This window comes from Streptomyces sp. NPDC051776 (assembly GCF_040681345.1).
Taxonomy (GTDB): Bacteria; Actinomycetota; Actinomycetes; order Streptomycetales; family Streptomycetaceae; genus Streptomyces.
This window is the reverse complement of sequence record NZ_JBFAYQ010000005.1, coordinates 156992-169827: the sequence shown is the minus strand read 5'-3', so window position 1 is coordinate 169827 and position 12836 is coordinate 156992. Positions and strand designations below refer to the sequence as shown.

Below are 12836 nucleotides of genomic sequence, written 5' to 3'. Positions count from 1 at the left end.
AGCCTCAGTCCGATCCGAGCTCTACCCGGCTCCCATCCGGAGCCGATCCGATCCGCGCTCAGCAGGCATCGAGGAAGCGATCCAGAACACGCACGCCGAACTTCAGGCCGTCCACCGGCACCCGTTCGTCGACGCCGTGGAACATCCCCGGGAAGTCCAGCTCGGGCGGCAGCTTGAGCGGCACGAAGCCGAAGCAGCGGATGCCGAGGTCGTCGAAGGACTTGGCGTCCGTGCCAGCGGAGAGCATGTAGGGGACGGCCCGGGCGATCGGGTCCTCGGCCCGGAGCGCCGACTGCATGGCCTCGACGAGCGCGCCGTCGAAGCTCGTCTCGAGCGCCTTGTCGGCGTGCACGTCCTCGCGCTTGACCCGCGGGCCCAGGATCCGGTCGAGGTCGGCGAGGAACTCCTCCTCGTACCCGGGAAGGAAGCGGCCGTCGACATGGGCGGTCGCCTGTCCCGGAATCACATTCGCCTTGTAGCCCGCGCCCAGCATGGTCGGGGCCGCGGTGTTGCGCAGCGTCGCCCCGATGATCTTCGCGATGCCGCCCAGCTTCGCCAGTGTCGCGTCCATGTCCTCCGGGTCGAGCGGCGTGCCGAGCGCATCGGAGAGCTCGTCGAGGAACGACCGTACGGTCTTGGTCACCCGGACCGGGAACCGGTGCCGACCGAGGCGGCCAACCGCCTCGCACAGTTCGGTGATGGCGTTGTCGCTGTTGGTCATGGAGCCGTGGCCGGCCGTGCCGTCCACCGTCAGACGCATCCAGTGCAGGCCCTTCTGGGCGGTCTCGATCAGATAGAGCCGCAGGCTCTCGTCGACCGTGAAGGAGAATCCACCGACCTCGCCGATGGCCTCGGTCACGCCCTCGAAGAGGTCCGGGTGCTCGTCGACCAGATGCCGCGCGCCGAAGACCCCGCCCGCTTCCTCGTCGGCGAGGAAGGCGAGGACGACGTCGCGCGGCGGGCGGCGGCCGCTGCGCAGCCGGTCCCGTACGACCGCGAGGGTCATCGCGTCCATGTCCTTCATGTCGACCGCGCCGCGGCCCCAGACGCAGCCGTCCACGATCTCGCCCGAGAAGGGGTGGTGCGTCCAGTCCTCGGCGTTGGCCGGGACGACATCGGTGTGACCGTGGATGAGCAGCGCCGGCCGCGAGGGGTCCTCGCCTTCGATCCGCGCCACCGTCGAGGCACGGCCCGGACGCGACTCGTAGATCTTCGGCTCGAGTCCCACCTCGGCGAGCTTCTCCGCGACGTACTCAGCGGCGGCGCGCTCTCCGGGGCCCGAGTGATCGCCGTAGTTGCTGGTGTCGATCCGGATCAGGTCCCGGCACAGGTCGACGACCTCGTCCTCACCGGCGGGGGCCGGCCTCGACTCGCTCACGCTGCCTCCTCGTGGTTCGCTGCCGCGGGCGGCCGGGCTCGAAGGACCGGCCCCCACGACGGGGTCCACGGCCATACTCCCCCGCCCGGCGCCGCAGCCCAAGGCCGTCATACCGCCGTCATGCGCCCGTCACGGTCCGCGGGGTGCAGGCGTCGCGCCGCCCCGGGCGGTGGCCGCGGGTTGGGCAACCGCCTGCCCGGCCGGGTGATCGGGCGCGGCCCGATGTTTGCTATGGTTTTCTCCGTCGGAACGGCCTCGGGCCGGACGCCGAGCACCTTGTCCGGGTGGCGGAATGGCAGACGCGCTAGCTTGAGGTGCTAGTGCCCTTTATCGGGCGTGGGGGTTCAAGTCCCCCCTCGGACACCACTGATGGGAACCCAGCATCTGCTGGGGTCTTTCGTCATTGCAGTGTTGACGCATTGCAGTGTTGAGCATTGCCGCATCGCAGCGTTGTCGCGTTGAGATGGGGTCGACCCCTGTAACCGCCCCCGGTTCTCAGTCGTCCCCGCCGAAGCTGCTGCCGCCGTCCCCGCTGCCGAACCGCGTGCGCCTCGCCCGCCTGGTTCGCGCCGACTCGTCGCTCTCCACCAGCCGTTGCACGGTGTCGGCGGTCCGCTCCCCGTCGGCGAACCCGTCCAACGTGCGCCGGAGACGAAGGGCTACGAACCCGGGGTACAACTCCTCGTCGATCCCCGTCGCCGCGACGAGCCCGGCGAGCAGGTGGGTCCCGGTGTCGGCCTGCCCGGAACGGGCCGCCCCGTCCACGCGCTCGCGCACCGGTGTCGTCCAGTCGACCTCGCCCACCGGGTACCTGTCGTACGGGAAGACGCCGAGCATCCGGCGCCGTTCGACGCGGAGCGCCCCGCAGGCCACGAGCCCGTTCCGGTAGATCTCCACGACATGGAGCCCGGCGTCGCGTATCCAGACCCGTGCACCGATACCCCGTCCCGCAGCGGCGCCCTGACGGCAGAGCACGTCCAGCACCCAGTCGAGTCCGGGGTCCCCCACGTGGGCGGGGTCCACCAGGCCCAGGCGCCCGCCGTCCGCACGGACCCGCCCGGCCCGTTCCAGCTCGGCGAGGATCGCGCCCGCCACGCCGTACTCGATGTACGGGGCGCGGCTCAGCTCCCGCCCGGTGACCGGATCATGGGCGAGCAGCAGCAGTTCTTCGGGCAGCGTGCCCCGGTACGGCTCGATGACGGGCTCCTTCGACCGGCCGGCGGACGATCGACGGTGGACGGCCGGCACCGGTACGGTGGTGGGCCGTCCGGCCGGTCAAGCGTTGCACACCGGCGGAAGGCCCCCGTTGCAGGTGATCGCATCGGCCAGAGCCGCGGGGAACGGAAGCGGGTCACCGCCCGGTACGCCGTCGAGTTCCGCGTACGCCCGGTGGAGATTCATCACCAGACGTTCGGGCTCCCCCAGCGCTGCGAACTCTCCGAGATCCGCCTCCAGCGCCACCTCGCGCGGGGCGATCCCCGCCGCCCTGCCCTCCTCGGCCAGGCCCCGGATCCACATGAGATAGCGCTCCACGGTGTCGTAGACCTCGGGACCGCAGACCGGTCCGTGTCCCGGAACGACGGTCTCCGCGCCGAGTTCGCGCAGGAGACCGAGGGCGTCGATGGAGCCGGTCACCGAGCCCATGAAGACGAATGGGGTGCCTTCTGAGAAGATCAGGTCGCCCGCGAAGAGCACCTTCTGCTCGGGCAGCCATACGGCCGTGTCGCCCGCGGTATGGGCGACGCCGGGATGGATCAGCTCGATGTCGTACGCCGGTGTGTGAAGGGTCAGACGGTCGGTGTACGTCGCCGAGGGCGGGGTCACGACGATGTCGCCCCAGACGACATCGGGCCAGAGCGCGGGCAGATCCAGGCCGTTGCGCAGGATCTCCTCGCGGCAGCGGGGGTGGGAGATCACGCGGGCGTGCGGTGTGAAGAGGTGGTTTCCGTAGGTGTGGTCGCCGTGGTGATGGGTGTTCACGAGCAGGCCCGGCATCCGACCGCAGGTGGCGACGACGGTCTCGCGCAGGGCCCGCGCCCGTGTCTCGGTGGCCGCGGTGTCGATGAGGACAGTGTCCCCTTCCGGCGAACCGACCAGGAATCCGGCGTTGTTGAGGCACCAGCTCCCGGGGAGCTGGAGGTAGGCGAACACACCGTCGGCGACCTCCTCCAGCTTGGCATCGGGCGTGATCATGAACTCCTCCTCGGGGACGACGGCTTCGCCCGGGGTGACGTATGCGGGGGCGGCCACGGTTCAACCGGTGACGAACGGGGGCCGCGGGGCGGGGGATGGCCCCCGGCCCGCGGCCCTGACTGTCTATCAGTTCGCGACTCTCCCCTGCTCGGCCCCCGAGCTTGAGCCGCTCGGTTCCCCGGCCTGCGCCGCTCGGTTCCCCGGCCTGCGCCGCTCGGTTCCCCGGCCTGCGCCGCTCGGTTCCCCGGGCTGCGCCGCTCGTTCCCCGGCCTGCGCCGCTCAGTTCCCCAGCCTGCGCCGCACCCCGCGCACCAGCCGTTGGGCGGTGAACCCCGCCCCGTAGACGAAGCGCATCGAGGGGCCGAACGACGGCGCGGTCAGCAGGCCCGCGAAGAATAGGCCGGGGTGCGAGGACTCGAACCGGCCGTTCAGGTCCGGAGCCAGGCCACCACCCACGCGGCGCAGCCCGTCCCGTACCCCCCGGTCCAGCAACTCCAGCCGGGCGAGGTCCGGGGTGAAGCCGGTGGCGGCGATGACGTGTTCGGTCTCGATGGCGGTCCGCGCGCCCGCGGGCGTGGTCAGATCCAGCCGCACACCGCCCGACGACGGGGAGGCCGCCTGCAGCCGGTGCCCCAGAAGGACGGGGACCGCGCTCTCGAAGCGGTCGCGCAGCCACCATGCACCTGCGGGGCCGAGGGCCGTGGCCGCGATGCGTACGCGCGTGGGGCCGGGCAGACGGCGTACGGCCCACGGGATCTCGGACCAGACCCAGCTCGGCCAGCCGGTGCCGAGCCCGCAGTGCGGGTCGCGGAGCGAACGCAGCAGACTGCGGTCGAGCGGCTGCGGCGGGGTGTTCCAGTTGAGCCGGCCCGCGCGGGCGACGACCCGGGCGGTGGCACCCTCCTCGGCCAGCAGGGCCGCGGTCTCCAATGCGGCCTGCCCGGCGCCGATCACCGTGACGTCCTTGCCCTTGAAACGGGAGAGGTCGCTGTGGTGGCTGCTGTGCGAGGCCAGCCCATCCGGGAGCACGGTGAGCGGCTCCGGGTGGTTGACGAAGGGCATGACTCCGGCGGCGAGCGCAACCGTCCTGGCGGGGATGGCCTCACCGTCCTCCGTGATGACCACGAACCCGCTGCCGCTGGTGCGTACGGAGGTCACCGTCTGTTCGTCGATGCGCTCGACGGCGGTCCGGGCGAACCACATCCCGTAGTCGGTGTACGTGGTGATGGGCACCGGTGTGCCGTGGGCGGCGGGCAGGTTGCGGGAGGCGCAGTACGCGGACAGCGTGCGGTCGCCGGTCGGGTCGGACAGATTCGAGGACCACGGTTCCGACTTGAGGAACATGCCGGGTGGCATGTGGTCCCGCCATGAGGCCATCGGACGTCCGAGCACGCGAAGCCGCAGTCCGGCCGCCGCCGCGTGGGCAGCGATCGACAGTCCGTAGGGGCCTGCGCCGACGACTACCAGGTCGTACATGGATGGTTCCCGCTCTCTCGTCATGAAGGGATCGTCGTAAGGGGCTGGTGCCCCGGGGTGGTACGGGTGGAGGGTGTTGCGTCCGGTGTCACAGGGCCGCGACGGCGGTGGGCCGCGGCCGCAGCCGACGCAGGCCCTTCATGCCGCCTCGCCCCAGCCAGGCCGCAGCCATGGCGGCGAACGGCGCAGGATCGTCCGAGGCGAACCAGGCCGTTTCGGGGGCGCGGTAGAGGCGCTTGGTGCGTGCCGAAGGACGAGTCCGGCTCCGCGGAGCGGCTGCGGCGGCGGTGGCCATGCCGGAGAGCAGGGCGTAGTTCTCGGCCACGAAGACCCGCCCGGGCCGGGGCATGGGAATCTCCACCTGCCGCCCCGTCAGGTCCAGGTGCAGCGCCCGTACGACGTCCAGCCCGGCACCATCGGTGAACAGCCGGAACTGGGCGCCGGGTCGGGGGTTGAAATCCAGGAGGTGATACGTGCCGGTGGTGTGGTCGCGGCGGAAGTCGAGGTCGAGGATGCCTCGGTAGCCGAGCTGCTCGGCCAACTTCCGGGATGTGGCTTCCACTTCCTCGTTGGGCAGCCAGGTGCCGACGGCCGTGAGGCCCGTTCCCACCGGCCAGGACAGCTCCTTGCGGCCCGCCCCGCCGATCAGGCAGACGGACCCCTCACCGAAGCAGCCGTGGAAGAACCAGTCCGTGTCCCGGCCGCCCGCCAGGTGTCGTTGCAGCAGCAGCCTGCTGCCCGCCCGGCCGCTGTGCTCGTAGAGCGCGCGGGCCTCGTCGGGGGTGTGGATCAGGGTGGTGCTGCGCAGTCCGGCCGCGCGGGGCAGCAGCCAGGGCCTGCTCCACTTCGCCACTACGGGTGCTCCGAGTTCGACGGCGGCAGCTGCGGCCTCTGCGCCGCTCTCTGGGATGACGGTGGTCGGGTGGGGTACGCCAGTGGCGCGGCACACCCGGGCCAGCTCGGCCTTGTCGGCGACGCGCTCGGGCAACCCCCTTGGCTGATTGGCCATCAGGTACGAGTCGGCCAGCCGCTCTTCGAGCGCGGTGACGACGATGGCGCTGACGTCGTCCATGGGGATCAGCACAGCACGCCGTCCGATCCGTTCCGCGACCTGACAGAGAGTCATATAGAGCCGTGCGGTGGACGGGCCACCGGAGGGCCAGCGGTGCGCCCGGTGGACGTACCGGGACCGGTTCACCGGGCTCGTCGCCGATTCGACGAGCGTATGCACTTCGATTCCCGCACGGCCGAGGGATCTGACGGCCCCCAGGGTTCCGTGGTGAAACGGATTCTGATCAAGGCGGATCAGCAGTGCCGGCACATCGGTGTCGAGGTCGGGACGCGGGGCGGGACGCGCAAGGGTGTGGTGATGCACTGCTCCCCTTCGGGATCAATAGGCCGTGCGGGCGATGGAATTCTCCGGAATACGTCCCAATTGCATTCGTCGGGTATGCATGCCGCGCGGGTTGCACGCCGGAAGGAGTAGCCAATGTTGCGCCGTCCTCGGAGGCTGGCCGTATCATGCCTCGGTGCAGTCACCGTGGGAATTCTGCTCGCCGGTACTGCCATAGGGGAGGGCGCCGATCCGGCCGCCCCGGAGTCTGCCGGAAGTCTCCCCTTCGACGAGAGCGCGCCGATGATGGAACCGGTACCGGGTGTGCCGTGGGGCGCATTCCTGGGGTCCGGTCCCGAGGGCCCGGCCCATATGACGGCGATGCAGCAATGGCTGGGCGGATCCGAGATGCGGGTGGGGCACACCTATCTTCCCGGCCACCTCTGGAGAGACATCGAGGGCAGCCCGTCGCTGCTGGAGCCCTGGTCGGGGTGGCGCCGCGCGGAGTCGGACCGCCTGTTCGTGCTGAACGTGCCCATGCTGGAACGCAATGAGGAGGGAGTGCCGGACGAGGAGGTGGCGGAGCTTCTGGAACGCGGCGCGGGAGGCGAGTTCGACCAGGTCTTCCGTACGCTGGCGGACAGGCTCGTGAACTTCGGCGTTCCGGACACGGTGATCGTGCTGGGCTGGGAGATGAACGGCACCACATACACCAGCCGGTGCGCGCCGCATCCGGAGGCATGGCGGGCATACTGGCGGCGCATCGTCACCACGATGCGTTCCGTGTCCGGTCAGCGTTTCCGTTTCGATTTCGCGCCCAGCCGCGGCGAGGACGCCATTCCCTGGACCGAGTGCTATCCGGGCGACGATGTGGTCGACATCGTCGGCATGGATTCCTACGACCAGCCGCCGGGGCGGAGTTTCGAGGAGCACATCAACCAGCGGATGGGCCTGCGGGACCAGGTGGAATTCGCGCGGCAGCACAACAAGCCCATCTCGTACCCCGAATGGGGACTCTTCCGCAACGGGGACAACCCTGAATACATGCGGCACATGCTGGACTGGATCGCCGAGCATCCGCCCGTCTACCACACCATCACGGACTACTGCCCGCACGGCGTCTGGCGGTGCGGGACAAATCCGAGGGCGTCCCAGGTGTTCCGGCATCAGCAGTTCACCGAGCCCGACCCGGCGGAGCACGAGGCGGACTGCATGCATCTGGATCTGGGCTCCTGGGCCGAGTCGCTGCTGGGCAGACGCGACATGTGCATCCGCTTCAACTGGCCCAAGGGCTAGCGCCGCCCCCGCCGAGGTGTGCCCCGCTCGCCGCCCCGGCACGGCCGTCCGCCGTATTGCCGATCATCCGCGTTGGCCTGCTGTCAGGCCGATCCGGCGACTTGCCTCCCACCGCACCAGGACAACTCGCCCCCGGGCAATGTCGGCGGGCCGGCACCGGGGAGCATCGCGCTTGCCGTGCGGCCGCCGGGGAGGGGCGGGACGGTAGGCGTGCCCGGGCAAGGACGGTACGGGTGCCCGGGAAGGGGCGGACCGTTGGGGTGCCCGGGCGCCCGCCCGGGTCCGGGCGCGGCTGCCGGCCCGGCGCCGTGCGACGTCACGCGGCTCTCAGCCGGCGGGACGGCCCGGTCCGGTCCTGCGGCCGGGAACCGCACGCCAGTTGTTCAGTCTGCTCCGCCACAGCAGCAGGCCGGGGAAGCGGTTCCGGGCCTCCTCGGCGAGCAGGGCGCGGCCGGCGATCCGCGCGGCGTACAGCCGCAGGGCCGGGGCCATCTCCTCCCGGGCCAGCAGGAAACGCTGATTGGTGACAGTGACCGGCCGCCAGTGGTGCTTGTACTCCTCGTTCCCGCGCAGCAGGCTCAGCACGCCGCGGCCGGCCTCGGCCGCCAGGTCGGCGTCGTGGCGCAGCAGCATGGTGGTGATGTCGGCCTTCGCCGCCCGCAGATCCGGGTGAGCGCCGTAGAGGTAGCCGCCCGCGAGTTCCGGGGAGATCAGCGTCACATCGAGCGCCAGCACCTGACTCCCCCGCCGGTACTCGGTGACGAGGGCGTCGCCGGTCGTCGCCATGTGCCCGACGGCGCGTACGAGATGCTCGGCGAAGCGGGCCCTGCGGTGCTCCGGGGTGACCCCTCGGCCCTGCCACTGGAGCCGGTGCAGCCCCAGCATGGCGAGGACGGCTTCTGGCACTTCGGGTTCGGGTACGCCTCGGTATTCGATGCCGACCGAGTCGAGCTTGCGCACCTTGGCCCGCGACCTGCGGGCGGCGGGACCGGGAAGGCGGCGCATCAACGCGTCGAAGGGCAGAGCGGGAAGTTCGAGGCAGACCGAGTCCTCGAGCTGCTTCCCCGTTCCGCGCCAGAGTTGTACGACACGCTCGGCCGCGGCGCCGGGCCGTACCTCGCGCAGATCCACGACGGCCCTGCGCGCGGCCCGGTGCAGCCCCTCGGCCAGCCCGGCCGCCGTTGCGCCCGCGCAACTGTCGTCGATCAGCACGTCCTGGTAGTCCGAGATGCCTCCCCCGAGGAAGACCAGCGCGGGCAGCGGACGGTACGCCATCATCAGCGGAGCGGCACCGACCAGCCGGTTCTCCCGGTAGGCCAGCAGCAGCCGCAGCCGCGTCGACGTGCCGTACGACAGCCACCAGGAATGGAGCCAGGCGTGCGTCTGGAACGGAGTCGCGGTGCGGCACCGCCGGTACAGCCGGTCCCACTCCGGCCCCAGGGAGGCGAAGCGGTCCGGGTCGCGGCATAGCCGCACCGTCAGCCCGTTGACTGCGGGGGGAGTTCGGGCCGGGGCGGCGGTGGTATCGGCTGTCACCGTGTGGCCTCCCGCGCCGGCTGCCCCGCTTTGGAGGGCGCCGGCGCGGGAACCACCGAGGCGGAACCGCGGCGTCCGGAAGGCTTGACGAGGAGGATCAGGCAGCCGAGGAGTCCGCCGGCGCAGGCGCCGACCGCACCGGCGATCCAGATCGAGGGCGAGGCCGGAGCGGTGGGGGTGGGTGCCTTGGAGAGCACGGAGAGCCGTACGCCGGTGCTGGCGGCCGAGGCGTTGGCGTACGCGGTGAGGGCCCGGGCCACCTCATTGGCGTTGGTCGCCGCCTTGTCCGCCCGTACGTCGCTGCCGACGATCTCGATCATGGGTGCCTCGGGGGACGTCACGGCCTGGACGCGGTTGCGGAGCTCGTTGGCCGGGATGCCGGTCGCCGCCTGGGCGTCGGCGAGAACCGCGGCGTTGCTGACGACCCGGCCGTAGGCGTGAGCGAAGCCGAGCGCGGTCGCGGTTTCGGCGCCGCGTTCGGGATTGACGACCACGTAGCTGGTGGCCGTGTAGTTCGGCGTCTTCATCGCCCCGTAGCCCAGGCCGGCCAGCGTGCCGAGCAGCAGGCACAGGGCGAGCGGCCACCAGGAAGGAAGACGCCGGCCCAGGGCGAGGATCAGGTCCATCGGGCCCGGTTCCGGGCGTTGTGCTGCTGCCGGGGCTGCGGCCACTGCGGTGTCGGTGGTCATGGCGGCGGTCACCTTTTCGGTCGGGAGACGGCGGGGGCGTGGTGGTACGGGCTGGGGAACGCGCCCCAGCCGCCCTTGTGACGGGCGGCGGCGGTGCGTTCGTAGAGGTCGGCAAGCAACTCGGCGCTGCGTGCGATGTCGTAGCGGGCGACGGCCGGCGGGGCGGGCAGACGGCGGGTGCCCGCGCGCTCGTGCTCCTGCCGGGCTTCGGCGAGTGCGGTGACGAGGGACGGTACGCCGAGCGCGATGCGCCGGGCTCCCGGTGCCTCGTCGGCCTGCAGTTCGTCGATCGCCGGGCTGGTGACGTGCAGAACGGGAAGCCCGGCGGCGAGTGCCTCGAGGACGGCCAGCCCGAAGGACTCCTCGGAGGACGGGGAGACGAACACGTCCATGGCGGCGAGGAGTCCGGGGATGTCGGCGGAGCGGTCCGCACTCCACTCGACGGCGCCGTCGCGTTCCCCCAGCAGCCGTACGCGCCGCTCGATGCCGAGCCGTACGGCCAGCCGCTCCAGGGAGGCACGCTCGGGTCCTTCGCCGACGAGCAGCAGCCTGGCCTCGGGCAGTTCGGCGACGGCCCGCAGCAGGATGTCGAAGCGCTTGCCCGGTACGAGCCGGCCCACGCCCCCGGCCACGAAGGCGTTTTCGGGAAAGCCGAGGCGGGCCCGGGCGGCGGCGCGGGCCGCGGGGTCGTAGCGAAAGTGCCGGGCATCGATGCCGTTGGGGATCAGCTCGATACGGTCGCGGGGCACACCCCAGGCGCGCAGCCGGTCCGCGACGGTGGCCGAGACGGCGACCGTCGAGGAGCCGAGGCGCTCGGTGGCGAGATAGAGCGCGCGGGTGCCGTGAGTGAGGGGGCGGCCCTCGATGCAGGTGGCACCCAGGGAGTGCTCGGTGGCGAGCACGGCCTCGACTCCGGCCATCCGGGCGGCGACCCGGCCGAAGACGCACGCGCGGTAGAGGTGGGTGTGCACCAGGTCGTAGTGCCCGGCCCGGATGGCGGTGACGAGCCGGGGAAGCGCGGACAGGTCGCGGTTGCCGTCCATGCCGAGGTGGAGAACGCGCGTGCCGTCGCTGATGATGCCCTGGGCCACGGCGCCAGGGTTGGTGAGCGTGATGACGTCGCACGTCACGGGAAGGTGACGCAGCATCAGGCGCAGCTGCTGTTCCGCACCTCCGGCTCCCAGGCCGGTGATGACGTGCAGCACCCGCAGTGGCGCTCTTCCCGGCACCCTCATCGGCCGGCCCCGGCGAGTGGCGCGCCGGCGGTCGTCCCCGGCCTGGCCCGCCGTCGTACGGGATGCAGCAGCCGCTTGACGGTCAGGCGCAGGGAGGTGTCGCGGTCGTCGACGTGGATGCGTGGCAGGGCGAACGGGCCGGTGAGCGGGCCGGGGTCGATGGCGCAGGCGTAGGCGTATCCGGCGGAGCGCACGGCGGCGATGGCGCGGGCGTCGACGTGCCCGTAGGCGTAGCAGTAGCCGTGCACGGGACGGCCGGTGATCTCGCCCACCAGCTCACGGCTATGGACGGTCTCCTCGCGGAGGGTGGCGTCTTCGGCTTCGGGCAGGGAGACGTGCAGCATGCCGTGGGAGCCGACCTCCATGCCGGCGACGACAGCGGCGCGGATGCCCTCCTCGGTCAGCAGGGGCTTGCGGGGACCGAGCGGGTCCCAGCCGTTGTCGCCGCCGAGGCATCCGGGGACGACGAACACGGTTGCGCGGAAGCCGTGTTCGCGAAGCAGCGGAACCGCGTTCTCGGTGAAGTCGGCGTAGCCGTCGTCGAAGGTGAGGCCGACAAGGCGGGAGCCGCGCCCCGCGGCGCGCTCGCGCAGCAGCTCCGCGACGCCGACACCGCGCAGGCCGCGTCCGGCGAGCCAGCGGAGCTGGCGGCGCAGCCGGTCCGGGGTCACGGTGATCCGGTAGGGGTCCTCCGTGTAGCCGGTCACGGAGTGGTACATCAGCAGCCAGGGTTCAGCGGGCATGTCGGCGCAGCTTCCGTTTCGCGGACGAGATCAGCAGGGGGACTTCGGGCGCCCGTACCGCAAGCGCGGCGGCGGCGAAGGCCGCCGGGACGACCAGAGCGCCGGCCGCGGCGGTGCCGAGGGCGGTGGGGACGAGGGGTGCGGCGGCCCAGCCCGCGGCCACGGCCGCAGCGGCGGCGAGGGCGAGCCGGGCCAGGCCACCGGTCACACGCCGGATGTCGATGGCAATGCCCTGGCGGCCGAGGCCGTGGAGCAGGAGCAGCATGGTGACGGTGATGCCGGTGGCGTTGGCCGCGGCGATGCCGTGGACGCCCCAGTGGACGATGCCGAGACGGGCGCAGCCGATGGTGACGAGCAGCCCGATGGCCATGGCCGCCGCGGGGTCCCAGGTGGGCCGTGCCGCGGAGAAGAACGGCCGGATGAGGGCTCCGGTGAGGCTGTGGCCGAGCAGCCCGATCGCGTAGACCCGCATGACCGACGCGGTCGCGGCCGTGTCCTGGGCATCGAAGGCACCGCGCTGGAAGAGGAGTTCGATGAGCTGGGGGGCGTACGCGATGACGTACGCGGCGCCGAGGAGCACCAGCAGCGCGGCGAGGGAGAGGTCGCGCTCGATGCGCCGGCGGGCCCGCTCCTTCTCGCCGTCGGCCATGGCGCGGGCAACCAGGGGGAAGGTGACCGTCACGACCATCAGCGAGAGGGTCATGGGGACTTGGGCGACCTTCTGCGCGTAGTTCAGGTGCGAGATCGCGCCGGCGGACAGGGTGGATCCGAGGTACCGCTCGACCAGCACCTGGGACTGGCGGCCGAGGGCGAAGAGGACCACGGGTGCCAGTACGGCGAGCACGGGGGGCACGGCCCGCCGTGCGGTTGCCCGGGGACGGTCGGGCGCGCGGTCTCTCCGTCCCGTACGGGAACCGGCGGGCGGGACGGTCTGTTCCGTACGCGGGTCGGCGGGCG

At 71.8% G+C, this 12836-nt stretch carries 11 protein-coding genes and 1 tRNA gene; 2 read left to right on the top strand and 10 right to left on the bottom strand.

Annotated features, from left to right (window positions below):
- Positions 1-58 precede the first annotated feature (58 nt).
- On the bottom strand, positions 59-1378 hold the full coding sequence (locus tag AB0M26_RS06775) for a M20/M25/M40 family metallo-hydrolase (RefSeq protein ID WP_365255590.1): 1320 nt from the start codon (positions 1376-1378) through the stop codon (positions 59-61).
- 278 nt (positions 1379-1656) lie between these two features.
- On the opposite strand from AB0M26_RS06775, the gene AB0M26_RS06770 reads away from it, so the two are divergent.
- Positions 1657-1744: transfer RNA gene (locus AB0M26_RS06770), tRNA-Leu, on the top strand.
- A gap of 129 nt (positions 1745-1873) precedes the next feature.
- On the opposite strand, the gene AB0M26_RS06765 is transcribed toward AB0M26_RS06770, so the two are convergent.
- The 4 genes from AB0M26_RS06765 to AB0M26_RS06750 form a co-directional block, all read right to left on the bottom strand.
- Positions 1874-2626, bottom strand: a complete 753-nt coding sequence (locus AB0M26_RS06765; RefSeq protein ID WP_365255587.1) for a GPP34 family phosphoprotein — start codon at positions 2624-2626, stop codon at positions 1874-1876.
- Between the two features lie 27 nt (positions 2627-2653).
- Complete coding sequence (locus AB0M26_RS06760; RefSeq protein WP_365255584.1) at positions 2654-3628, bottom strand: MBL fold metallo-hydrolase; 975 nt, start codon at positions 3626-3628, stop codon at positions 2654-2656.
- A gap of 222 nt (positions 3629-3850) precedes the next feature.
- Positions 3851-5047 carry an NAD(P)-binding domain-containing protein gene (locus AB0M26_RS06755; protein ID WP_365255875.1) on the bottom strand — a complete coding sequence of 399 codons (1197 nt, stop codon included), beginning with the start codon at positions 5045-5047 and terminating at the stop codon, positions 3851-3853.
- Between the two features lie 88 nt (positions 5048-5135).
- Positions 5136-6119 (bottom strand): ATP-grasp domain-containing protein, encoded by a 984-nt coding sequence (locus AB0M26_RS06750; protein ID WP_365255582.1) that lies wholly within the window; start codon positions 6117-6119, stop codon positions 5136-5138.
- Between the two features lie 417 nt (positions 6120-6536).
- Between AB0M26_RS06750 and AB0M26_RS06745 the strand changes: the two genes are divergently transcribed.
- Positions 6537-7676 (top strand): glycosyl hydrolase, encoded by a 1140-nt coding sequence (locus AB0M26_RS06745; RefSeq protein WP_365255579.1) that lies wholly within the window; start codon positions 6537-6539, stop codon positions 7674-7676.
- A 327-nt stretch (positions 7677-8003) separates the two neighbouring features.
- On the opposite strand, the gene AB0M26_RS06740 is transcribed toward AB0M26_RS06745, so the two are convergent.
- From AB0M26_RS06740 to AB0M26_RS06720, 5 genes are all read right to left on the bottom strand, one after another.
- Entirely contained in the window at positions 8004-9212 is a 1209-nt protein-coding gene (locus tag AB0M26_RS06740) for a GNAT family N-acetyltransferase (protein ID WP_365255576.1), read from the bottom strand.
- Positions 9209-9901, bottom strand: a complete 693-nt coding sequence (locus tag AB0M26_RS06735) for a Wzz/FepE/Etk N-terminal domain-containing protein (RefSeq protein ID WP_365255573.1) — start codon at positions 9899-9901, stop codon at positions 9209-9211. The genes AB0M26_RS06740 and AB0M26_RS06735 overlap by 4 nt, the downstream gene beginning before the upstream one ends.
- Positions 9902-9909: 8 nt before the next feature.
- A complete protein-coding gene (locus AB0M26_RS06730) occupies positions 9910-11112 on the bottom strand; it encodes a glycosyltransferase (protein ID WP_365255873.1) in 1203 nt (400 codons plus the stop codon).
- 20 nt (positions 11113-11132) lie between these two features.
- A complete protein-coding gene (locus AB0M26_RS06725) occupies positions 11133-11879 on the bottom strand; it encodes a polysaccharide deacetylase family protein (RefSeq protein ID WP_365255571.1) in 747 nt (248 codons plus the stop codon).
- Positions 11869-12836, bottom strand: a 968-nt coding sequence (locus tag AB0M26_RS06720) for a lipid II flippase MurJ (RefSeq protein ID WP_365255568.1), incomplete at its 5' end; no start/stop codon positions are given. The genes AB0M26_RS06720 and AB0M26_RS06725, both read right to left, overlap by 11 nt.